Source organism: Enterobacter cloacae complex sp. ECL414, assembly GCF_021869685.1.
Classification (GTDB): Bacteria; Pseudomonadota; Gammaproteobacteria; order Enterobacterales; family Enterobacteriaceae; genus Enterobacter; species Enterobacter kobei.
In genome coordinates, this window is the sequence record NZ_CP091482.1 from 181,397 (window position 1) to 204,943 (window position 23,547).

At 44.1% G+C, this 23,547-nt stretch carries 25 protein-coding genes and 1 pseudogene; 10 read left to right on the forward strand and 16 right to left on the reverse strand.

The features are described 5' to 3' along the window. Window positions 1-179 precede the first annotated feature (179 nt). The 5 genes from L3068_RS24230 to L3068_RS24250 form a co-directional block, all read right to left on the reverse strand. Entirely contained in the window at window positions 180-986 is an 807-nt protein-coding gene (locus tag L3068_RS24230; protein ID WP_016239971.1) for a hypothetical protein, read from the reverse strand. 17 nt (window positions 987-1,003) lie between these two features. After that, on the reverse strand, window positions 1,004-1,444 hold the full coding sequence (locus tag L3068_RS24235) for a hypothetical protein (RefSeq protein WP_016239970.1): 441 nt from the start codon (window positions 1,442-1,444) through the stop codon (window positions 1,004-1,006). Between the two features lie 152 nt (window positions 1,445-1,596). After that, window positions 1,597-2,958 (reverse strand): FRG domain-containing protein, encoded by a 1,362-nt coding sequence (locus tag L3068_RS24240; protein ID WP_000482601.1) that lies wholly within the window; start codon window positions 2,956-2,958, stop codon window positions 1,597-1,599. A gap of 13 nt (window positions 2,959-2,971) precedes the next feature. After that, entirely contained in the window at window positions 2,972-3,775 is an 804-nt protein-coding gene (locus tag L3068_RS24245; protein WP_000589340.1) for a hypothetical protein, read from the reverse strand. A gap of 58 nt (window positions 3,776-3,833) precedes the next feature. Then, window positions 3,834-5,180 carry an ISNCY-like element ISLad2 family transposase gene (locus L3068_RS24250; protein ID WP_076611902.1) on the reverse strand — a complete coding sequence of 449 codons (1,347 nt, stop codon included), beginning with the start codon at window positions 5,178-5,180 and terminating at the stop codon, window positions 3,834-3,836. A 221-nt stretch (window positions 5,181-5,401) separates the two neighbouring features. Between L3068_RS24250 and L3068_RS24255 the strand changes: the two genes are divergently transcribed. The 4 genes from L3068_RS24255 to L3068_RS24270 all read left to right on the forward strand — a co-directional run bounded on the left by L3068_RS24255 (window position 5,402) and on the right by L3068_RS24270 (window position 7,628). After that, window positions 5,402-5,719 carry a hypothetical protein gene (locus L3068_RS24255; protein ID WP_000785965.1) on the forward strand — a complete coding sequence of 106 codons (318 nt, stop codon included), beginning with the start codon at window positions 5,402-5,404 and terminating at the stop codon, window positions 5,717-5,719. Window positions 5,720-5,741: 22 nt separating this feature from the next. Next, window positions 5,742-6,047, forward strand: a complete 306-nt coding sequence (locus L3068_RS24260; protein WP_001100610.1) for a hypothetical protein — start codon at window positions 5,742-5,744, stop codon at window positions 6,045-6,047. Between the two features lie 44 nt (window positions 6,048-6,091). After that, entirely contained in the window at window positions 6,092-6,763 is a 672-nt protein-coding gene (locus L3068_RS24265; protein WP_000285959.1) for a S1 family peptidase, read from the forward strand. A gap of 457 nt (window positions 6,764-7,220) precedes the next feature. Continuing rightward, complete coding sequence (locus L3068_RS24270) at window positions 7,221-7,628, forward strand: hypothetical protein (protein WP_001371904.1); 408 nt, start codon at window positions 7,221-7,223, stop codon at window positions 7,626-7,628. Window positions 7,629-7,678: 50 nt separating this feature from the next. Here the strand turns inward: L3068_RS24270 and L3068_RS24275 are convergent, their stop codons facing one another. The 7 genes and pseudogenes from L3068_RS24275 to L3068_RS24305 form a co-directional block, all read right to left on the reverse strand. Continuing rightward, entirely contained in the window at window positions 7,679-8,104 is a 426-nt protein-coding gene (locus L3068_RS24275; RefSeq protein ID WP_000457316.1) for a hypothetical protein, read from the reverse strand. A 57-nt stretch (window positions 8,105-8,161) separates the two neighbouring features. Beyond that, window positions 8,162-9,130, reverse strand: a pseudogene (locus L3068_RS24280) (IS5-like element ISKpn26 family transposase); the annotation flags it as partial. A gap of 442 nt (window positions 9,131-9,572) precedes the next feature. Further along, window positions 9,573-10,064, reverse strand: a complete 492-nt coding sequence (locus L3068_RS24285; RefSeq protein WP_000636790.1) for a hypothetical protein — start codon at window positions 10,062-10,064, stop codon at window positions 9,573-9,575. An 84-nt stretch (window positions 10,065-10,148) separates the two neighbouring features. After that, window positions 10,149-10,664, reverse strand: a complete 516-nt coding sequence (locus L3068_RS24290) for a hypothetical protein (protein WP_000228894.1) — start codon at window positions 10,662-10,664, stop codon at window positions 10,149-10,151. Between the two features lie 564 nt (window positions 10,665-11,228). Beyond that, entirely contained in the window at window positions 11,229-14,564 is a 3,336-nt protein-coding gene (locus L3068_RS24295) for a hypothetical protein (RefSeq protein WP_000502666.1), read from the reverse strand. A 222-nt stretch (window positions 14,565-14,786) separates the two neighbouring features. After that, a complete protein-coding gene (locus tag L3068_RS24300; RefSeq protein ID WP_000769182.1) occupies window positions 14,787-15,140 on the reverse strand; it encodes a hypothetical protein in 354 nt (117 codons plus the stop codon). Window positions 15,141-15,293: 153 nt separating this feature from the next. Beyond that, the gene (locus tag L3068_RS24305) at window positions 15,294-15,902 is read right to left on the reverse strand and encodes a hypothetical protein (protein ID WP_000926374.1); all 609 of its coding nucleotides are present in this window, start codon (window positions 15,900-15,902) and stop codon (window positions 15,294-15,296) included. A 193-nt stretch (window positions 15,903-16,095) separates the two neighbouring features. Between L3068_RS24305 and umuD the strand changes: the two genes are divergently transcribed. Continuing rightward, window positions 16,096-16,530 (forward strand): translesion error-prone DNA polymerase V autoproteolytic subunit, encoded by a 435-nt coding sequence (umuD, locus tag L3068_RS24310; RefSeq protein WP_000111290.1) that lies wholly within the window; start codon window positions 16,096-16,098, stop codon window positions 16,528-16,530. Next, a complete protein-coding gene (gene umuC / locus L3068_RS24315; protein ID WP_001371894.1) occupies window positions 16,520-17,773 on the forward strand; it encodes a translesion error-prone DNA polymerase V subunit UmuC in 1,254 nt (417 codons plus the stop codon). The genes umuD and umuC overlap by 11 nt, the downstream gene beginning before the upstream one ends. Before the next feature lie 45 nt (window positions 17,774-17,818). Here umuC and L3068_RS24320 read toward each other — a convergent pair whose 3' ends face one another. Then, window positions 17,819-18,628 carry a DsbA family protein gene (locus L3068_RS24320; RefSeq protein WP_000031378.1) on the reverse strand — a complete coding sequence of 270 codons (810 nt, stop codon included), beginning with the start codon at window positions 18,626-18,628 and terminating at the stop codon, window positions 17,819-17,821. Window positions 18,629-18,890: 262 nt separating this feature from the next. On the opposite strand from L3068_RS24320, the gene L3068_RS24325 reads away from it, so the two are divergent. Further along, on the forward strand, window positions 18,891-19,346 hold the full coding sequence (locus L3068_RS24325) for a hypothetical protein (RefSeq protein ID WP_223230168.1): 456 nt from the start codon (window positions 18,891-18,893) through the stop codon (window positions 19,344-19,346). 59 nt (window positions 19,347-19,405) lie between these two features. On the opposite strand, the gene L3068_RS24330 is transcribed toward L3068_RS24325, so the two are convergent. From L3068_RS24330 to L3068_RS24340, 3 genes are all read right to left on the reverse strand, one after another. Further along, a complete protein-coding gene (locus L3068_RS24330; RefSeq protein WP_001439466.1) occupies window positions 19,406-19,666 on the reverse strand; it encodes a hypothetical protein in 261 nt (86 codons plus the stop codon). Window positions 19,667-19,861: 195 nt separating this feature from the next. Continuing rightward, window positions 19,862-20,254 carry a hypothetical protein gene (locus tag L3068_RS24335; protein WP_000843243.1) on the reverse strand — a complete coding sequence of 131 codons (393 nt, stop codon included), beginning with the start codon at window positions 20,252-20,254 and terminating at the stop codon, window positions 19,862-19,864. 24 nt (window positions 20,255-20,278) lie between these two features. Continuing rightward, window positions 20,279-21,028 carry a thioredoxin fold domain-containing protein gene (locus L3068_RS24340; protein WP_000720274.1) on the reverse strand — a complete coding sequence of 250 codons (750 nt, stop codon included), beginning with the start codon at window positions 21,026-21,028 and terminating at the stop codon, window positions 20,279-20,281. Between the two features lie 147 nt (window positions 21,029-21,175). On the opposite strand from L3068_RS24340, the gene L3068_RS24345 reads away from it, so the two are divergent. From L3068_RS24345 to L3068_RS24355, 3 genes are all read left to right on the forward strand, one after another. Beyond that, entirely contained in the window at window positions 21,176-21,715 is a 540-nt protein-coding gene (locus L3068_RS24345; protein WP_000494968.1) for a lytic transglycosylase domain-containing protein, read from the forward strand. Between the two features lie 82 nt (window positions 21,716-21,797). Continuing rightward, entirely contained in the window at window positions 21,798-22,355 is a 558-nt protein-coding gene (locus L3068_RS24350) for an HAD domain-containing protein (protein WP_001371950.1), read from the forward strand. A 123-nt stretch (window positions 22,356-22,478) separates the two neighbouring features. Beyond that, window positions 22,479-23,540, forward strand: a complete 1,062-nt coding sequence (locus tag L3068_RS24355; RefSeq protein ID WP_000902297.1) for an HNH endonuclease signature motif containing protein — start codon at window positions 22,479-22,481, stop codon at window positions 23,538-23,540. Window positions 23,541-23,547 lie beyond the last annotated feature (7 nt).

A 23,547-nucleotide genomic window follows, 5' to 3' on the forward strand; every position in this document is an offset into this window, starting at 1 on the left:
AAGATAGAAAGGGCACTTTCAGCCTATGTAATCATATTAATGTGACTGCTGCGTTATCCCACTCAACCAATTAATAAAGCAAAAGTTAAATATGAAAGACTGGAATAAAAATATAACGAAAACATCTTAATATGGAAATATCTGTGTCAACGGGATCTTTAGTTATTGAATATCTGGTTCTAAATAGGTTCTACATTCAACGGGAAGGGAAACCAAATATCTATATGTTTTTTATAAATACCATTACGTGGCAAACAACAATCTGCATATTTTTTTAAAGAATCTCCACATGGACAAATATTTTCTGGCGATAATACTCCATCATGTTCTTTCGCCTTAAATCTCCAGGTCGTAATATTGAAAATTTGATGTGGGGATTGTATGTATTTGACAACACTAATTAAAGTTGAATAGTTATAATGATCACCATCATTGGAGAAAAAAACACTACATTTGTTAACGGGATTACTAACTATGTCATAAGTAATTAATTCAAAATCGATCACTTCATCAAAGCAAAGAACTCCATTATAAAGTTTATTTTTAACATGACCACAATCATTAATAAAACTACGGGTTGTATTACATACTGAACATTTCACTTCTTTTATTATTTCACGAGAACTACCGAAGATTTTATATGGGAATAACGCCTGCCAATTACATACCATTCTCGCTAAGAAGTTAACACCATAGAAATTAACCTCAGGCAGAAACTCATTATTTTCTTTAATATGTATTAAATCTATTTCTATCCTTTCAAGTTCTACCCATGCTTCATAAAAATCACCTCTTGTAAGTAAATTAATGACTTGAATATATTTTAAATGGGCTAGTAAAATTGTTTTGTATAAAAACAATCTGTTTGATTCATTATTCAAGCTCAAGGATTGAGCTTTTTTTAACTCAGCATTAAGATAATCAAGAATAGCACTATCTTCTTGAGTAATACACATCCAACGCTTTAACTTTTCGTGAATATTCATAATATCTATATAGATTTTTATTTGATTTTGTTAATTACTTTTAAAACATCGTCTACTTTTCCAGAAACAGTGTATTTCACATGTTTTCCTGATTTATTTTTTTTAATTATAGAGACTTTAACGTCTATATCTCTAGTTCCAAAGTTATCAATTTTTTTCTGAATATAATTTGAAACAAGATTTACTAAAAAAGGTATCATTACTGATGTGGCAAAGAAAGTGCCTAACGCTAACGTTATACTGTTTAATTGCAGGTACGAAACACCATTAGAATCTCCGTACACTTTAACATTAGAATGTGATTGCTTGGTGAACTGGAAAAAATCCAGTGCATTACCTCCAGTAATTTTTGAACTATCAAAAACGATCGCAATCTCATCATCTTGAGGTTCATATGAAGAAATGATTTTTACCTCTTCATCTTCATCACTCATTTCACTCAAAGTAATGGGGTTCATTCTCAACTCCTTGTTTTATATTTTTACATTCAAATTTTACTATACGACTGGTTAATTGCTCCTGTCCAACACACACCAGAGTTCATATGCTTAGCATACAAGGGACCAATGCCAGTAGCGACAGGCTAGTGTGTCAAAAAACCACATGAAGATCAATCTCCTGCGGAAAATTTGGCCGCAATTAGTTTCATTGTCCTTTCCATGCCTTGATAAACTGTCGCATCTGTAATGTTTAACCTTGCGAGTTCCTTAAGTATTCTAGCTTTGTTTCTGATCACTATTTTTTCTACTTTAAACTCTTGCATAGCATCATCAGGGTTTGAAACTAAATCGGGATAAACAGCATTATTCCCAAATAATAAGAATGCACCTGACTGTGATGACATCCTTTCATTATTATTTCTTCCTTTAACGAAAATTAACCTTTCCAAATCTGATGGTATAATTACATCTTTAAAATAAGGTTTTTCATCTTTAATGTAATGTATGAGTTTTTGACAAGCTTCAGTTTTATTGAAAGCCTCCTTGTCCATTTTACAATCCAGCTGATCTTTCAGTGTTTGACTTAGCATTGATATATTTGATATGCAACTTACTGTATCAGAGTCAAAGAATTTTATACGATCCCTTTTTGTTTTGAAAATAATAACATGTCCATCAACCTCATTTGTATTTTCATTATTACTAATGTCGCAACAAGCGAAATACAGAGCGATTAGTGGATTTGATGTTATATCCAACAAACGAGTTGGTAGTCCGTAGTGTTGCATCCTTACTAACTTGTCTAGCATTGTTTTATCATCAACAAACTCAGTTGGCCTTGCTGTTAGGGCTTCACGGACTAAATTTGATTCACTGTGCAAATGCTTGAAGTTACCTTTTTTGTTTTTCCTGAAAACTGATGGAGCCAACTCGTAAGATACATCAGAATGTCCACGATAAAATATTTCTGCATCTTCTTCATGATCTTGTTCTAAAACACGCGCCATGAAACTTTGAACATTATCTATTATTGGGTAGTTATCAACTTCATCAGGAAGTGCTTCAGTAGGAGGAAGTGGTGTACTTCTTGTCGTTATATTTAGAAGTGCTAATGTTTGATTTAAATCACGTGCTTTTATTCCCCAGTGAGTCCGTTTCAGCCCATATGCACCTAATTCTAAAGCTGTTTGATATAACTCTTTGTTTATCACTACGACATCATCTTGTGAGTGAGTGATTCTGAAATCAAACTCAACATTTTTGTTAACTGTTCGTAGATTTGAAATTACACCAAGTCGCAAAGTAATGTATTCAACATTGTCTCGGGAATAAAGTTCTGACATAAAAAGCGTAGGTAATTTCTCAATATAAGATAATGCTTTATCATTCAAAGGCGTTAACTTCAACCGGATGTCATCAGAGGTGCCTTCTAACATACGTGATATAGGAAAATCACAACTCCCACTAACCCGTTCATACATGGGCCAATGTTCAAAATAGTCAGGTTCTCCGCCCATAATTAGATTAAACATTAAAACTAAATCCTTATATTTTACTTAATGAATTATTTACAATCCAATCAATTGCGCCAGAGGTGCGAATCCAAGGCTTTATATTATGATTCACATAATAAATGGCTTCATCCATTCCACCTAACGTGATATATCCACTGTTAGACTTGATCTGTAATCTGCACTTCGATAACAAGCCGGGGATGTGTCTATTAGAATCAATCGCAGCTTTAGCGATATCATCGGCATCCGGGGATGACTGTCGGTAGGCGAGTAGGGCGCGTGTATACTGAAAAAACGAACGCATATCCCCAGGATAATCGTCCAGTAGCAAGGCCAGATCATCCACCATTTCAAGCTCAAGGTAATAGTTCGCTAATAAATGACGAATCCCCTGGTTATCGTTCGGGTTGAGCTTCAGCATTTCGCGGCTATGAGCCATAGCCGGATAAAAATTACCAGACTCCCATAAGGCCTCAGCCAAAGCTGCTTTTGCTCTCATATATGGACGTGTTTCGACAAATCCCCAGAAACGTCCTGCGAACTCCTGAAAATCCTCGCCAAGTGCAATGCTGGCTGCGTACAAAGCAGTCTCCAGCTTCCCGATTTTTGACTCAGGAGGTTCTTGAGATATCTCGCAGTAGAATGAGTATGCGTCAGCACAGAGCGGGGATTTCTTGATAGCTTTTCTGATGAGTTTCAGCACAACTTCCAGGTCATCATTTTCCCAGGCATCGAACATGAACTCCTGAGCCGCAACCAGATCTAGATGTAATTGCTCAGAGCTGACAGCAGTTTTATACAAATCAACGCGCTTTGTAGTCGGGAATTTAATCATCTCAAGTATCCTTTTGGGGACTCACTGTTCCGGTACTTTGCAGCACTGATGGTCGATTCTATCGCTTTGAACTTGCCACAAACAAGCTCGGGTCTGCCAGAACGGGATTGATAGCCCGGAGCTGTTCCTGGATGCGCACCTGAGCCTTACGGCTGGGCGATTTTTTGCTTCGTTCCCGTTTGCCTTCGCTTTCCCGCTCATCCTGTTTTACCTGAGCCAGTCGGAGTACAGTCCCGAGACGTTTGTTATCAACAATCTGCCCCTGGTCGACACAGGCCAGCTTATCAAATGCCTGGCACTTAAGGCTCCGGTGCCCATAGAGGAAGGCGAGGGTGCCATCGGGATAATCCAGTACTTTAATTTTTTCACCGGCAAGACGGCTATTTTCTTCTGTGGTGTCCATGAGATAAAGGATCTTATCGTACTGGAAGGTCAGTGATTTCGACACGGTACGAACATCATGCCAGGCAAAGATGTCTCTTAATTCATCGGGGCTTTCCTGCACCGGACGATGCAAATCTTTGGGGAACTTAGCCGGTCGTGAAAACCGGCTGTTAAAGTCAGCGATGAAAGTGGCAAGCCAGGCATTTGCGGCCTCAATGCCGGTTATACCTTCCAGACGCATTTCTTTGATCAGCCGATCCTGAAGTGTCTGATTCGCACGTTCCACGCGGCCTTTAGCTTCAGAGCTGTTGGCACAAATAAGCTCGATTGCCAGGTCATAAAGCACACGTCCGAACTGGGTAACGGTGGTATTGCGTTTCTCCGGACCACTGACGCGAAATATTGCGTGTTTGTCACTGTACAGCGATACCGGCTTCCCATGCTGCTCGATGTATTCCCGGGTTGCCAGCATGTAGTCAAAGGCTGTTTCTGACTCGCTGAACCGCAAATGCATCAGACGCCCGGTGGCATCATCGATAAAGACCAGCAGGCAGCATTTTGGCGCACGGCCTTCAAACCAGTCATGGTGGGAGCCGTCGATCTGGATAAGTTCACCCAGACAATCACGCCGATGTCGGGGTTGATAAACCCGTGACTTACGGCGAGCATGCGGGACCCAGAGTCCGTCAGACGTCATCCAGTTGCGGACGGTCTCGATTGAAAGCCGGATATTATGGCGCTCTCTGAGTTTTTCTGCGGCCAGTGTGGGCCCAAAGTCACTGTAGTTTTCACGTATCAGCGTGAGTACTCGTAGTTTGAGAGATTCGGTCAACCGGCGGTTGCTGGGCTGGCCGCGTTTGCGGCTGACAAGTCCTTCAGCACCAGAAACTCGGTAACGATTGATAAGTCGTTGCGCCTGACGTTCTGAAATGCCAAGCTGTGATGCTGCATCACGACGGCGTAGACGCTTTTCACAAACTGCCTGTATCACCGGTAGGCGGTGGATCTCTTTATCTGACATGGTCACCAACATGCGTTGAGCCCCTTAGAATTGCATTCAGTTTAGCTTACTCTAAGGTGACGTTTCTATCTGGATAAAAAGTGACATTACTAAATGGTTCTAACAACTTAAGTGCGCATAATCAGGATTATGTAAGATCAGCGTTAAGTAGTCGATTTATTTGAAAGTGACGTCGTCTTTAAGTTAAAATCACCTATAATCAATACCTACTGGAGCAGCTCATGGCTGACACCTACCTCCCCCCGGGCTTTAAAAAATGCAAATCATGTCAGCAAGTTAAACCCTTTGAACAGTTTGGAAAAGAGCTCAAGGGCAAGTTTGGCCTCAAGAGTAAATGCCGAGCGTGTATTAGCGAGAAAAACAAAACGTACGCAGCAGGCCCAGGGGCCGAAGTAAAGACGCAAAATAATAGGACCTACCAGGCAGAAAACAAGACTGAGCTCGCGGAGAAAATGCGCGTTAAGCGTGCGAAAGAAAAATTTGGTGATCGCTATAATTCCTACCTCGCTTCTTTAGAGTCCATGAAAAAACTCAAATAATGTAATCGCCAACGGAGGAATAATGAATGTACATCTGAAATATGATACGATAAAGCACTATCACTTTGATTGGCTAACGCCTGCTGGCGACTATCCTAATTCAGCGGTTATGCTCGTAGGTTTCCGTGATGGGCGCTGGATTATTGTTCAAGAGTTCGGAAATGATTATAGCTGCTTCGAGGGCGTTCTGAAGAATGGTGATGATCTTAATACGGAGCCTAAATTCTATTCCGACTTAGAAAGCGTAGCGGTTGCTGCTTTTGGCATGATGAAGCAGATATATCCCCAGTACCAAGATAGCACGTTAGAAGAATTCCTCGCTGGATAAAATATTCTAGAAACCAAACTCGCCTTATTCGAAGGAAACTGACTATGTATAGAAAGGTTTTAGCTCTTTCAGCCTTACTGATTTCTGCTTGTTCCACCGATAATCCTCATAAACAAAGTATGCACCACAATGATTTTGAGCTTTCGGACTCAGCTGTAAAAATTCAAATCAAGTCTGGAAATAAGACAATCTCCGGCTCAGGTACTTGGATCGATGAACAACATATTCTTACAGCTTCACATTTATGGCTTGATGCAAGCAAGGATTATAGTCTAAGTATAATAACAAGGAATGGGAGCCAACCAGCAACAGTTATCAATATTGATGATCCTAAGAACCGGGACCTCGCTCTTTTAAAAGTAGAAAAAAATACTATTGTCAAAGCCCCACCTAATTGGAAGCTTCCAGTATGTGATAATGTTCTAGCTCCAGGTGAGTCTGTTTGGGTTCTATCGGGAATGTATAATACGCTTTCAAATACGTATGCTTCCCCCGACTCAACCTACTATTATAAAGGAATAGTTGGTTCTGATGGTTTGACTGCTTTTTATCAAAATGGAGTTAGTGGAAGCGCTGTGTTAAACCAATCTAAGAGTTGCTTATATGGTGTTGTGAGTCAACAAGACATTAAAAAGATCAATGTCTATCAGATATATATTACGAAGATTACTACAAATGAAATTATACGCGGATTCATAGGTTATAAAAATAATTAAATGAGCGTAATCTTACAACAGGCAATTCCGACGTTATCTGCGTTGGTCTACCTATCTGAACCTTTAAAAGGAACGTCTATCATGTATAAACTTTTACCCGCAATACTAGTCTTTCTTTCGGTGTTCCTTGGACTAATCGCTCTACTCAGTGCTATCAAAAATGGTTCTGATGAATTGGCGGTATTCCTCATTACACTTTCGGCGTGGTTCGCTGCTTTAAGTAAGTTTTATTCACTTAAACTGTATAAAAATAGTTAGCCTGTGAATCCAAATACAGTTGACAAGTATCCAGCACTGCCCCCGTGATTTATTCAGGTTAGAAGCATTCCCGGAGTGCAGGCTGGGATTAGAAAAGTTACTTTTCTTACGATGTACCAACCAATAGGGCACGACTTATCGTAATGCCTAATTACATATTACCTGTTTAAGTCGATCTAATAATTTCATTGGAGCAGACATGTCCCCGGAATTGGTATCAGGCATTGCACGAGTGGCGCATGAAAAGCTACTTTCAGTTTTGACGGAGTGCGGCACAAAGAAGACGAAAGGCACATGCCTTTTTGCAAGCTATCTTGTATGTTATTTAGCAAAAACTAAAGGTCTAGATGCTGTTGTTCGTGGGGGTAACGGTGCAGATGATGGCGGTATATTTACAGAGAGTGGTGGCTTTGGCCATTATTGGTGTGAATTGAACTTCGAAGAAGTGCAATATTATATTGACATCACTTCCGAGCAGTTTGGGTTTCATCCATACATAGTGAAACGCGTCAACGATATAACAGGATGGCCACGATATATTCCTGGTGATCAGGAAACGGTCGATAGTCATTTAGAACAATTATTACGCGACGGCTATACAGAATAGGCTGCGTATACACTATCGCAGCCTTTCAGGCTCTTAACCCTTGTGACCAGTTAACGGAACCACTCAGGATGACGCTGCCGATCAACGTTGATAACCTGCGAATTAAATTCAACGACATCCGCTGGAGTAAGCATTAATTCATCAGGATTTACAATAAATGGTCTTAAAACCACTTCGCCACCGTCTTCTTTTGCACCGTAGATATTAATAAGAAAGTGCAGTCGTTGATTTCCGTCAGCATTGCGTTGCCATTCTCTAAAAGTCAAAGTCTGTTTAATATAGTTTGTTAAAAGAAATGCGAATTCAGATTCTTCCGTTTGTGAGATACCGTTTTTGTTAGACATTTTTTTTAGTATCTTTCCGAGCATGGATACACAGGCATCTAGGGAAGGTGCGAATAAGCAGGTCATTTCTTCCCAAGCTGACTCGCTGATTAAAATTTCGCGGATCTGGGCCGATTTTTTTCCCGCAAACACATCGAATCAGCCTATTTAGGCTATTTTTTCCACCATTTCTGGCGTTATTTCCGGTTTTTACTGAGATCTCTCCCACTGACGTATCATTTGGTCCACCCGAAACAGGTTGGCCAGGGTGAATAACATCGCCAGTTGGTTATCGTTTTTCAGCAGCCCCTTGTATCTGGCTTTCACGAAGCCGAACTGCCGCTTGATGATGCGAAACGGGTGCTCCACCTTGGCACGGATGCTGGCTTTCATGTATTCGATGTTGATGGCCGTTTTGTTCTTGCGCGGATGCTGCTTCAAGGTTTTTACCTTGCCGGGACGCTCGGCGATCAGCCAGTCCACATCCACCTCGGCCAGCTCCTCGCGCTGTGGCGCTCCTTGGTAGCCGGCATCGGCTGAGACAAATTGCTCCTCTCCATGAAGCAGATTACCCAGCTGATTGAGGTCATGCTCGTTGGCCGCGGTGGTGACTAGGCTGTGGGTCAGGCCACTCTTGGCATCGACACCAATGTGGGCCTTCATGCCAAAGTGCCACTGATTGCCTTTCTTGGTCTGATGCATCTCCGGATCGCGTTGCTGCTCTTTGTTCTTGGTAGAGCTGGGTGCCTCAATGATGGTGGCATCCACCAAAGTGCCTTGGGTCATCATGACGCCTGCTTCGGCCAGCCAGCGATTGATGGTCTTGAACAATTGACGGGCCAGTTGATGCTGCTCGAGCAGGTGGCGGAAATTCATGATGGTGGTGCGATCCGGCAGGGCGCTATCCAGGGATAATCGGGCAAACAGGCGCATGGAGGCGATTTCGTACAGGGCATCTTCCATGGCACCGTCGCTCAGGTTGTACCAATGCTGCATGCAGTGAATACGCAGCATGGTCTCCAGCGGATAGGGCCGTCGGCCATTGCCCGCCTTGGGATAAAACGGCTCGATGACAGCGGTCATATTCTGCCATGGCAGAATCTGCTCCATGCGGGAGAGGAAAATCTCTTTTCGGGTCTGACGGCGCTTAGTGCTGAATTCACTATCGGCGAAGGTGAGTTAATGGCTCATGATGTCCCTCTGGGATGCGCTCCGGATGAATATGATGATCTCATATCAGGAACTTGTTCGCACCTTCCCTAGACTTAACGATGTTAAAATTTTGGTTGTATTAAAATCCTCCTGCGAAAGTGAAATCATCCATGTATTATCTTTATGATAGTCGGTGATATAAATAAAATGAGATGTAAAAGGCGTTGAGTGATTGAACTCTCCTAAGTTCCATCCATACTGTCTCACTGTATTTGAGCTAAGTTCTTTGTCGGTAATGTTCATAATTCATACCTTTCGATAAAGTCTGTAATGATAATTAGCTATCTCAAAGGCCCAGAACAACTCTTGAAATAACCTCACTCGAAGAATTTATCATATTGAACACCCCTACCTAATAACCTTGCCGACTTAATAAATCACAATAGCCCTCCCCTGTCATTTTAAAACGCTACTTGAATTTTTGATAGCTTATAGTTGTTTTACGTTCTTTGTGATACTCATATGTCATCTTCTCTTTCCAGTACCAATCTTGTAAATCCTGCAAGTCTAGCCCATTTTTCTCACGTATGCTTTCGTGTAATTCGCTAAGCGCGAGTTTATCATTAGGTTTATAAATGGCTAATTTTTCTTCAAATAAATCCAGCCAACGTTTCCCCATCTTTCGACGCAAAACAAACACCATCGTGATAATTGTACTGAAATGCACAGCAATTAGTTCCAACTTATGCGATTGCTGACCAGATAAAATTACTATTGTAACAACAGGGATGGCCGTATATAAAGCAATCAAAGCGACCATAAGTTGATATGGTTTTTCCCGTATTACCATGTCCATGGGTAAACCAGAGGACGCTACTGCTTGCCAAAATCTTAAATACCTTCCGATGGACTTAAACCTTTTCCCGTTTTTATGCATAAACCTGTTTTTATTTACTATCATGTTAGACCTCTATTTTTCTGTAATTCTAGAAGAATGTTACCTTAACCCTTAACAGGGATAACACCGCATGTATTATCTCCATAATCAAAGCGCAGGGCCGGTAATAAAAAGTACCATACCATCGATGTGTAGTTCGTTCAGTGCATCCCTGTCCGTGGATAGCTTTCTAATGTTGTCAGGAGTTGCATCAATCGGGTATAAATCTTGCGTCAGTTTGACGAGATTCTTCTCAGTGCAGGTAAGACCGCCTTCAGCGAGAGTGCGCAGGTAATCACTAAACACGACTTCTTTTTCATCAGAGGTAAGTCGCTCGAAGTACCCCATATGTTCGGACGTGAAATTCTCATCTGCAATACTTCTCACTACTGAGATGATATCCGACCTTATGACCAACTCCCGCACCGCAGCATAAAAAATCCTGCCGTAATGTCCTGACACGTTTTCCTTTGCGAGCCACCAGCGCTCATCCGTGGTAACGGGTACTGTGGTCGGGGATGCCAGTAGCAGAACGGGGCTTAAACCGGATCGCGATAACCCTTCAGCAAAAGCTTCTTCAGGAAGACTGCTAACAGGCTTGCCTTGATAACGTGCTTCTACCATCTATGCTTCTCCTTTCTGATGTAGGCATGACTGCCTTCTATTTAAGCAATCAGTAAACCGGATTGAGCTGAGCAACGTTATCCTTCTCCCATCATTGCTTGCCACTTTTACCATAAGCGCCAAACAATTAGCCCCATTATTCCGGTTGTAAACTGAACCTTAACACTAACCAGTATGAATCGGTCATCTGGGGCAAAGTGTCCACCGGGTTGAAGTAGCCAGGTTGTTAGCGGCGGATGGAAAGCCAGTACGAATCCGTAAACTATAAAAGCCAAGCTCAGTAAAAGAAGGAGCATGCGCCCAATACGTTTGAGTTGATAAGATAAACTCGCGCTAGTTTTTCGTGGGGGTACGATATGGTCTTTCAACACTGTCTCCTTGCCAGCAAATGCCGAAGCGCTGGCATAAAGATTAAACAATTTTTATGCCAGTTACTCCGGCGAGATGGGTGATAATCCTCGTTGCCATCATAAAGCCTTATCTCTTTCAAATTTGAGCGATAAGGGGTCTTTGAGCCTGTAATGGCTTTTTGTTTGATGTTTTGATGGCACCTGCCCCCGCGTTTTACCATGACCGAAGTACATAGCGGCTCACACCTTCTGCTGGCTGTTGCCACTCGCTATTCTCCGTTGACGGTCTGAGGCGCGTCGAGCCCCGGGAGATGTTTTTCATCGCCTGCTCAAGAGTGTCCATCCTGTAGGTTTTGATGTTCACCCCTTCTTCAGAAATAGGCCCCAGCAGTTCCGTAACCTCACGCTCACCCTGATAAATATCGACCCACTGTGTAATATTCACCTTATCACCATTCGCATCAATGCCACGTCGGTTAAAGTGGTCAATTTCAAACTCACACACGGTTACCGGTACCAGCCCCTCCGGGCGCGGATACCCGAGTATTTCATCAAAACCAGGTTCCCCTTCATCAGTGACCAGATCAGGCGTCAAATAGAGTTTTCCGTTACGGGAAAAATGCGCAACATGGCAGGACCACTGGTCATTTAACATCGTTGGCATGCTTGTGAACATTCCTGAATACCACCGTCTGGCATTATCAACTGATTTGGTGACGAGGATTTCATCTGGTACTTCCCCGTTGTCCATGGTGTAAAAACTGAGAGACAGAGCGGTATTTCTGCGTGAAAGTAGCTTTTCTTTATTGACCTCTTTATTTTCAAATTTGGACAGGTATTCCTCAAGGAACAGCGCCTGCAACTCGGGTGTCGGCGCTTTCTGATAAAACCAGTCGGCCAGGTCTTTAGTGCCAATATAGATGAGGCTGGCTTTACCTTTTTCGCTCTTGACCGCAACAGGAGCCATTAGGCTTACTTGCTGTACGTACTCACTGGTTTCATTGATACTTTCATAGGCCTCAATCCACTGGCCAAGCAGATTGGTGTAAATCACCGGATCGTTCAGCTTTAAAAACTGCTTAAGAGCCTGAGCGCCACGGGAGCATGTATCAAAATAACGCTGCTTCTCTTCGAAGCTTTTGAAAGCAGTCTTTTTGCCCGACCATGTGGCCACCAGCTGTTCATCTTCGAACAGGGTGTTTTCAGCTGGTAAGAAGTGTTTCATTTTCGCAAAACGTTGATGAGTGACGTTTAAGACATTTCGGGATGTAGCAAGTACCATTCGATGAACCCAGGCATGCCCTTCCATCCGGTTGTCGCATTCAAAATTTGCTGGTGCGGCATATGCAACAAGTTTCCCTGAAGCATTTACCGATAACCTGACCAGCTCATAGCCTTTGCTGCTAATAAAATTACGAACCCCGGGAAGATGTTTGAGCCCCACATCAGCGAGCATATAGAGCTGGTTCAGGAGCTCTTTGGAGCCCTTCTCTGTACTCATGGCAGCTTCCAGCGTCGCCCCCCTGTTATCAGCTCGCCAGGCTACAATGCATCGATCTATCAACTCTGATCTCAGATTAGGCTGGCCAATATTTCCATCGGCCAGAGCCTGGCTCAGCATCTGCCGGTAAGGTTCTTCTGCCTCACGCTCGGCACGAATATAATTTAAAGCCATCTTGAAGAAGCGAATGTAAAACAGGTGATTAGACCTGAATTTACGTCTGTGAATGTACCATTCGAGCTCCTCCGCTTTAATGGTATCCATGCACAGGAAACCCAGTTCAGCATCATTCCTGCTGGACTCCTTAAATAAAGACAAATTCACCTTACAATTGAAATCTCGATCCGTTGAGTATCTGTTTACTGTTGCGTTGACACAGATATCGTCTCCCTGACGGAATGCAATAACCGGCTCATAGTTTTTATGGGTTCTCCCAAGCCATTTATAGCCAGAGTAGCTGTTGTCTTCCTGAACTGCTCCTGGTGCTGTCACTGGGTTCATCAACGAATCCCAGTTGCACATTACCCGGGATCCGGACTGAAGGCATGAGTTTGCCTGTTCAAGATAACTTTGCAGAGACGGCCGTGTCTCAGCCATACCCAAAAGGCCAGAACCGTCTTTGTCGTGCAGAAATTGGAAGTACCGTTCCTGGAACTCAAGGCTCAGAAAACTGTAAGGGGTATTGGTATCATAGAAATCACCAAATAGTTTGAGCCGGTGATCGAGGCCGCAGATAAGGATCAGGAAACGACGGTAGTGAAGTGCCATAAGATCATGCTGCTTCAGTCGGTCGGTATAACTGACGTCCTCAAACTTTATGGTGCTGCCATCAATCCCCTGGAAATGTGCTTCCTGTTCGCTGGCGGAAGGGAATAGCTGCGAAGCCCCAAGATGGCTTTCTACCGAAGAGTAAACCTGATGAATATTTTGACCGTCCCGGACCAGAAGGAATACAACCCGGTTCCTGTCATTGCGGACATGATTTTCCCAGGGATCGCGGTAATCGATATAACGTCGTGTTGTGGCCATACATACGATGGAACGTTCGGACGGAAAAATCTGCTCCACCAGCCCGGGGCTGGTTCGTAAAGTTTCATGAAATTTTTCCATATCAGAGAAGTCGAACCAGCTATCGAGATCGCACCATACGGCCAGCTCTTCATCCACCATCAGCTTTGCCTGAACGACCTGGAGCGGGAGGTGTGATGGAGCGGATTCACCCTTCACGATATTCACTACCTCAACGTCTTTGCCGGTATACAGTTCCAGACTGCCAACGCCATCGTGGATTTTCTTCACATATTCCATGGCTTCTTCTGTAGTGGCCAGACTTGCCGCTGCAACTTCCTCGAAATAGGGCAGCATTCTTTTGCTGGCATTAGCGATTGCCTGCGTTCGTTGTGTGATGATTTTGCTGATGGCTGTGCTGATCTGCCCTTCTTTTAAGGCCGCTTCTCTGATTTGTTCAATGCGGGTATCTGAAATACCAGAGGACAGAGCATTTTGAACTGATCCAATCGCCAGTGAGGTTACCGCCTGCTGCTCTTGTGGGGGCACTAACGCAACGCTAAGGCCCGTCACAGGGTTTTCACGGTCATCTGTACCTAATTGCTCAATCGCAAGGTCACGGAGCCCCTGAGCATCGCTCACGAGGGCTGTAAGCGATGCCTGTAGGCTATTCACTTCTTCCTGAGCTTGTCTGAGTTCAGCATCCCGGATTACCTTATGGTCGGGTTCAAATACAAAACTGGACAGAAAATCCTTAACCAGGAAGCGATGCTCTCGCATTTCTTTGCCACGTTCCCTACGGTTGCCGCTGCTGTCTTCAGTGACAATAGCTACAGTCTGACCGTAAACGCGGGGATGGGCGCGTAGAATCACTGTGTGCAGCTTATCTTCAACGTAACGCAAAGACGTAATGAGCAGCGTATCCCCTGCCACAATACCCTCTTCAGGGATGCTGTCAGTGGACGTCCAGTACTGACCCGCCAGCAAAGAATGAAATCGCTCTAAACGGTCAATGTTATTTTTGCTGACCAGGTCACCCATATACCTTTCCTTCCAGATTCGTATGTTAGGTGAATCATACCAGATTGCACTTACCGTCTAATAACTCAAAAAACACCAACTTCGGCATTCACTAGAAATGAATCCGTCCACTATTATTCATTAATTAAATAGATTCTTAGATATGAATAGCGCATTGCTTTTAAAGCAGGTTTCGCAAAGGGTTAAAAAAGGCTTCTTAAGTGAAGCCTTTAATAATAAATGCTACTTATCTTCAGAGGGATACATTTCCCAGTATTTATTACGTACATTAACAAGGCAATGGTCTGCTGTTTCTGAAGCGCCTTTGTCGCGGTTTACAAAGGCTTCTGCAACTTCATCCAACTTATCCGGTACCGTATTTAATGGTAATGCCTGCTTCAGGTTGGTGGTTACCAGTTCCTTTGCTTTATCATGATTAAGTTCAGTTCGGATGCTTGCATCTTTACAAATATCATCAACCTTACCATCAAGAATAATGTTTGGGATAGGTTCGTTTTCAACTTTATGTGTAGTATTAGCAGAGGAGCCAAAAGCGACTGACATCATCGCACACAGCAGAATATTTTTTAATTTCATAGTTCACTCCATTATGACTATTGATATCTACTTATGAAGTATTAGTTATATCATGTTTGCCGTCAAAACATAGAACCCACTGTTTTGACTTTAAACATATCATGCTACAACGTTTTTTTGCACGTGACTTTAGTAGGCATGATTTATGAGGTTTCAGCAGGACGTCAGATTGTTGTCGATCCAGTATTGATGCAAGCCTACCGTCCATTTCTTCGATAAGGCCGAAAGTAAAAGCGCTAAACCACAGCAGTTACCAGGAGTAAAAATTCGTATGGGATCTGGAGAACCGACTTTAACACTCATAATGAACTCCAGAATGTTGCCATGGCATAGACTATTTCTAAGCCTGACGATATCTGCTTCAGGTTTTTTACCAGCGTCTATCTTTGCCAACATATTCTTCTCGGCTGGAAATGACAGTAATTCTATCGGCATCCCTTCCTGCTTAGCCTTTCGCATTAAAGCGTTACTCATTACTGACGTACCATCTAAGTCCACCAGTACAGGAACTGACTGCTGAACGTTAACAGTTGATTTCAACTTCAGCGTAACCCTGAGTGATGTTTCGATCCCATTCAGAAAGCTCGTACAGGCCGGTAACCATAGACCATGATGCAGCGCCTCGGTTGCTTGTTTAAAAAACCAGTCAATCACGGGGACAGTGCAATGCTCATAATAGTGATTTACCTCGCTGAACCTTGCCATATAAGCATCGTACTCAGCCTGGTCTTCAGGAGATAAAAAATTTGGTGGGAGGAGCATCAGAATCCTTTCATCCTAGCTTGTATACCTTCTTCGTAGGCCAGCTCGCCATTATCGGTAAAAGATGGTTTTTGATGTTTATGATAAAGCTTAATTTTTCGTCAGGCTTGATAGCGTTACCGGAGAGATTTGATCTTTTCTCTTCAACTCGCAATACTGTTTATACATACAGTACAAGAATTCGAGTGTAGCTATGTCTGTTATCCTTGAGCACATTAGCAACAAGCCTTACGAAATGGCACCTTTTTTCAGTGATTTACTAAGCTGTGGAGTGATGAGTCCGTGCGCCGGGCATGAAGATAATGAATTAAATTTGCATGAATATGTAGTCCGCAACCGCCCCTCAACCTTCTTTGTCAGGGCGGCGGGCCTCAGTATGATCAATGCCGGTATCAATGATGGAGCAATACTGGTTGTGGATCGGTCTTTAACAGCACGACACGGCTCTATCGTCGTTGCGCTGGTGGATGGAGAGTTTACGGTAAAGATCTTACACACGTATCCTGAGCTGCTTTTGATGCCTTCTAATCCAGCCTATAAGCCGATACGTGTAAATCCTGAATCCCTTGAGATATGGGGCGTCGTCACCTTTGCACTGAATCAGTTCAGCCATGTACATGCACGTTGATATTAACGGAGCCTATGCGGCATTTGAGTGTGCGATGGATCCCAAGCTGTCAAAAAAGCCGCTCATCATAGCCAGCAATAACGATTCGTCCGTCATTGCAATGAATAAACTGGCTAAAAGCGTTGGTATTAAGCGTGGGACCCCAATTTTTAAGTGCAGGGATTTGATTCAGCAACACCGGATCGAAGTCCGGAGCTCTAACTTTACTTTGTATGAAGACTACTCAAATCGCTTCCATGAAACGCTGGAAAGCTTCGCGCCTCAATCGAGTCGATATAGCATAGATGAAAATTTCATGTTATTGAAAAACATGAACAAGATAATAGATTATGAAGATTACGGCCGGTTGATCAGAAGTACACTTCTTCATAATCTGTCCCTTACCTGTGGTGTGGGTTGTTCAAGCACCAAAACCCTCGCTAAATTATGCACCTATGCGAGCAAACGATGGGCAGCTACAGGCGGGGTTGTAGTTTTGACTGATCAGGCCAGGATCAGGAAGCTCCTGAGCCTGATCAGTACCAGAGAAATATGGGGTATTGGTCGAAAGATTAGTGAACGCCTGTCGGCTTTCGGGATCATCACTGCCGGTGATTTTTATAATAGCGACGTTCGCTTTTTACGTAAAAGCTTTGGCGTTGAAATCGAGCGTACCTGGCGGGAACTGCATGGCGAACCATGTTTCCGGCTGCACGAGTCTCCTCCTGTCAGGCAACAGATTATCGTTTCCAGAAGTTTTGGTCAGCGCCTTAATGAGATAGGCAAGCTACATGAGGCAGTTTCATTTTTTACCGCCCGGGCGGCAGAGCAGCTGCGCAAGGATGGCTCGTGGACCCGTCAAATCACAGTCTTCATTCAGAGTAGCAATTATGCGCAAGGTGAAAACCGCTACAGCAATTGTGGTATCGAGCCGCTTACCGCTACACAGGACACCCGCGATCTGGTTGATGCAGCCATGACCATCCTGAACCGCATTTACAGACCCGGGATAGCGTATGCGAAAGCAGGGGTAATGCTCTCCGCTATGACTGACGGCACAGAGCAACTCAGCCTGTTTGATACTCGCCCGGCCAGGCCTGGCAGTCAGGCACTGATGAAAGTTATGGACCGGTTCAATAAAGAAAAGCGCGGAGCTCTGTTTTTACTGGGGGAAGGCATTCAACAGGATTTTCGTATGAAGCAGGCCATGCTATCACCGAGATATACGACCCGCTGGGATGAATTACTCGTTGTAAAAGCGTAGCGGCCATGACCGGCATGGCCGTACTCATCAAATGTGAAAGTAACTTTAGGCCCCGCGAGCTTTTTCGATTGCGCCCTGCAAAGTTGCTGCGTCCATAGCCCCGGGGATAAATGTGGTAGTCGCCGCATTCGGCTTTTTCATATTCATAATGATGAAACCGGGTGTGCCGGTGATCCCGAGCGCTTCGCCCAGCTGCATATTGCCGGAGATCACGTTTTCATACCGGTTTTTTTCCCTGTCAGAAAACGTGCTGTTAAACCCTGACTTTTCCACCACAGTATTAAAGTCAGTGAGTTCGAATTTGCGTTGAGAGGTCATGAAGGTATGAGCCACAGCCATCAGGTTGTTGTGGTACTTACGATAGGCTTCAGCACCGAAATTCTGATAGACGTGCAGACCCGTAGCGGCCCCCATGGCAGATACAGGTTTTGAACCGGCAAAAATCGGGAATTCTTTAAAGAAGAATTTTACATCTTTGCTCTGATTCATTACCGATTCAACAACAGGTGTAACCCGCATGCAGTAAATACACTGATAGTCGAAGAACTCGATTACCGCGACGTCGGCGTCATCAGGGCCGATGTTTGGCGTCTCCTTGGTATCCAGCAGAGCTGGCGCATATGGAATTATTCGTTCCACTGAGGCACTCACGTTCTGATTTTCCAGCGCCTTACCTGCTTCCACTAAATAATGGGGATTTTTTACCAGGTAAGTAGCGGCAATTTTGCCAATTTCTTCCTCACTGAGCACCTTCGGTTTAAAATAAGTTGCCGTGATTAACGCCGAGGCAGCGGTAGCAATAACCGCAGAAATTAAAATCGTGGCCATCGGTTTTAAATAAAATTCTTTAGACATAGCTACCTTTATGCTTTTCAGCCTGTTAGTTATTAACCTGCGATGGATTATACTGGCCCGGTAAATCGGAATTATTCGTGAAACAATGCTTTTTGGAGATTAAAGGATGATTAGGCAGGGCTTTATACTCACAACCGCAATGCTTTTGAGTGGATGCGGATATCATTTCGCAAACCAGGTAGATGCGTACGATCTAATGCCTCGTCCTGTTACAAATAAAAGGTTTCAGATAGTCCCTCCGGACGAAAGTATTCAGTCCAGAATGTTTTCAGGCCGTTTTGCTGATGGATTAGCAAAAAAAGGAGTCATTATTTCCACTCACCAGCCAGATTATGTGCTCAGGTTCCGAATCAGCAGCTCACAGGAGAACATGCAGTATAGCGAGCAGCTTCTTACTGGGGTGACAGGCTACGTTGTAGATAAAAAGACAACGAGAACTGACAAGCATGGCGAATTGCATACTGACTATGACTACAAGCCAGTCGATGGGGTAATAGGCACTGAGACGATGTCGCAGATGCACTATATGCGACAGCTGGATGTCGAGGTATACCCGTCAGCGAAAGGAGCAAAGCAGGTTCTGAAAGTGAGTATGCAAAGCAATGCACCTGTGCCGTCAGACAGCATTGCTTATTCAGCAATGATCGACGCCTTTACTGATAAATTTGATGCGCCGCTGCGTTCCGGAAATTATGTTGCAGTGATCCCCTGGAACTGAAAGCAGACGGCGGGAAGAGAATGTTCAAAAGTGACTTTTGGACACGCACATTAACGTGGCTATCGCCCTCCCCCATTAAAATCATAAAGTCGGTAAAGATCGCCCATCGTGATGGAATTGGGCTTATTAATGAACAGATACTGTAACTGTTCTTTATGTTGAGTACTGGCAGCTGCATTCATAAGCACTTCCAGGTAGAACTTGTAGCCTATGCTTCGCTCTGAATACATATACTGGAACTGCATCAGTAAAATGCCTGACATAACATACAACAGCAGCAGACTGAGTAATACAGTGCTATCAGGCTGTTCCAGTGCCATACTGACATACCCTGAACCCAGAATGCACAGAAGCCACCCCGTCATTAGAGCAGGCACCCTACGACTCAGACGTTTATAACAACGTTTTATTACGGGATCCCGGAGATACTTTTTGTCAGGTATCCCCGTTGCTCTGATGACGAAGCTACTGAGTATCGACATCTTTTTTCCTTCTGGACGCTCTCAGTCAATAAATCAGGCCAGGCGCTCATTGAAAGCTACCACGAGCTGCGAATCGGGATTTTTTACCAGTTCGGGCCGGATAACTTTTAGTTGCCTCGTTGGGGCGAGCTCATCTGTAGGCCTGATGGTGGTATTACCCGGCCCCTTGCGGGTACTGTCGGTGTTTACCTTGAGCTTTTTATTTCCCAGGTAGCTTTCCATCTTTTTAGAGATGGTGTCACCTGTGGTCGCAACACCAGAGAGTTCCTTTAGATGTTCACCTTTATCCATTTGTACCGATGACATCAGAAATCCGATTCCGGGATCGTTTTCCGTTCCACAGGCTCCGTACTGACATTGTGCAGCGAAAACGGGCTGTACACCTACAGCAACCAGCATTAACGTACTCAGTAAAGTAGATTTCATACACACCTCTTACAGTCGGAAAAGTTACTTTTGCGCAGCGCCCATTTGGGTCACCAGGTTTTCCGGGCTCAGCCACCCCGTAAATAACTGCGGTTTGCCGCTTAGTGTCACCATGGTAGGAGTACCTTGCAGCGGGATTGTTGAGGCCACCTGGAAATGCGATTTGATAATGTTTAAGCAAGCCTCATCAGGACGTCCTTCCGGGATAGTTGAAACCGGATTCATCGCTGCATCCAGAGCTTCGTTTGGCTTTGCTGAACACCAGATTTTGGCCATGTTCCCGGCTACTACCGAGTTCAGTCCTGCACGTGGGAATGCAAGAAACTTAATCGAAATACCGGCATCAAGATAAGACTTCAGATCATGATGCAGTTTTTGGCAGTATCCACAGGTTATATCGGTAAAGATAGCAAGCCGGTATTTTTCGTTTGGTGATTTGTAGTCGATGGATTTTGTTTTGGATGCGAATTCCCGGACGCCCATTAAAATGGCCTGCTCAGTGGTGTTTACCACATCTTTACCTTTCACGTGGAATAAGCTTCCGGTAAAAATGTAATCTCCGTCTTTGCTCACGTAACTTACCCCCTCCCTGGAAATCACCGTAAAAATATCTTTTACTGGCGAGGGTTCGACGTGCTCGATTGAAAGCCCAATGGCTTTGAGCTTATCCCGGGCTGCATCTGGCAGTACCATTGTATTAACCGGCTCGGCATTCATCGTGAAGGCGGTACTTAATGAAAGAAGTAATACCGATGCCTTAATAATTTTTTTCATTTCCGCTCCTTAAATCGAGCACTAATATTATCACGCCCCAAAATTCCAGAATTTTGCTTAAACGCTTAAATCAACGGGTAAAGCCGAAAGAAAGTCGATAGATATATGGGAGAATAGATAAAACGTAGATTCAGTGGAGAAATCGTTGTGTTTACACCACCAGCAGATGATGTGAAACCTATTCCCGTTCCTGATGAGATTTACACTCAGTGCATTACGGATGCCGCCCGCTACTTCGGAATTGATGCTGAACTGGTTTTTACGTTGTTTGACAATGAAGGCGGTAAGGTTGGTACTTTCAGCAGGAATACTAACGGCACTTATGATATTGGCCCAATGCAGATCAACTCATCCAATCTACCTGAAATAAAAAAGCATTTCCCGACGGTAACGTGGCGGGTTCTGGCTTACGATGCTTGCGCAAGTTTCTGGGTTGGAACATGGTGGCTCTATAGAAAAATTGTTGATCGCAAGGGCAATGTGTTTGAAGGGATTGCAGATTACAACAGCAAAACCCCAAAGGTACGTGCAAAGTACATATTTAACTTCATGGTAAAGTACAATCGCCGGATCCAGCAGCGTAACGGGATGGGTGAGCTTTATCAATGGACCCAGCAACCTCCTCGATACAATGGCCATATAGCTAAAAATGTCCCGGAGCAAAACCCGACTCCTGTTGTTAAATAAATACAACCCGATATTACAGAAGATCATCGAGTGGCTTGGGTAAACCACCACAAATATTTCACACTGACTCAGGAGTAATATATTGTCTTCTTCTGCAAGAAATTTATTTAAGATTCTCTCTTCTTTCTTGATCCAGAAAAACCCTCATCATGAAGAAGTATGTGTTCATGAAGAAACAACAGCTGGTTTATGGGCCCCTCTCCCTGATTCGCATGTCGTGCTTTTCTTAGATTTCGATGGGGTTTGCCACAGGTGTAAAAATGAAACCTTTGAGCGAATGCCACTGTTAGAGAAATTGCTGGATAACTGCCCTGCCATGGTGATTGTTATCTCCAGCTCATGGCGTGAGTGCGCTAATACAAGTTATCTGAAATCTCTGTTCCGGGTGCCTTATAGAGACAAAATCATAGGTGCAACCGGTTCGGTATATTTAAAACACGGACAGACTGGTGTGCGGGCTGCCGAGTGTGAGGACTTTGTCTTTTCACATCGAGTTAAAGCATTTATCTGCCTTGATGACGACGAATCATTATTTCCGGCCGGTTATCCGCATTTGCACAAAACCGATTATTACACGGGCCTCACCGAATCTGACCTTGCAGCTCTTAACGCAAGGTACCATCAGCTCATGGGACGCTGATGAACAAAGTAACTTTCCTTTTACCCTGTCACTGCTGATCTCGTACGCCCATCCACTTTAGGATTGATTGTTTTATACCATACGCAATAATGTCTCATATGAATTCGACAAGAAAGGGACATTATGCTGCATCACTGTCAGGCTAAGTCACTGGATGACATATACCTTGAGGATATTCCCCACATCATACATCCGGCCACGGCGGTACATGACCTCGAAGATACCGCCCTGCCAAACCGGATTATTCAGGAATGGAATTTACCGCAGGGATATACACAGTTTGTCAGCCGGTATCACCAGTTCCACCATCAACGCCCCTGGCTCGCTTACCGCGATACGCTTGACGACATCAGATACGGTAAGATCGTTCTGCTTAGAAAAGACATAACCGGCAATGCCGGGCCGGGGGTTATATCAAATGGCAACCTACGCAATGACCTGCCCCTGTCCCTCTTTACCCGTCTGCGCGATATCATCTCTCGTCAGTTGAAACGCCCGGGGTATTACGTTCGATCAACGACACCAGCACAGCACGCCCAATCAACAAAAACCATTAATTCCAAAGCGGCTGGTCGTCTTCTCGCAGCTGGCGGGCTTTATAATGGAAATGTGGAGGGATTTCGACATACGGCTGAACAACTTGGCGGCGAAGCTGTTGAAGGCTATGACCAGGTATTGAACGAAACAACTTCAGGTATGCTGGTTGCAGCGGCTTCACTTCTGGTTATCCGAAATCCAAGGTCTGCGGATGAATTGACAAGTTATCTCGGCAAGTACAAAAAAGCACACGTTTTGCTCGATGATATGAATGTTAGCGAATTGAACTACATGCGCCGAGACAGAGCTGAATATTTAGCTCTCCGTGGACAATTCAACAATACTGTACGCCCTAACTTCCTTAAATCACTTTCAGACCACCCAGATGCCCTGGCTACGTTTGAACCTAACGATTTGATGAAACTTGCAACAGGCAAGGTCCCCTCTGGGTGGCAGGTTCACCACAAGATCCCTCTTGATGATGGTGGCACAAACGCTATAGACAACCTGGTACTTATTCAGAATTCACCATACCATTCAGCACTGTCGAAAGCACAATCCATCATTACGAAGGATCTACCGTATAATTCAAGCACCAAAGTTCTATGGCCATCGCCGAACGGTGTTATCTACCCGGTAGGAAAGTAAGAGGCGC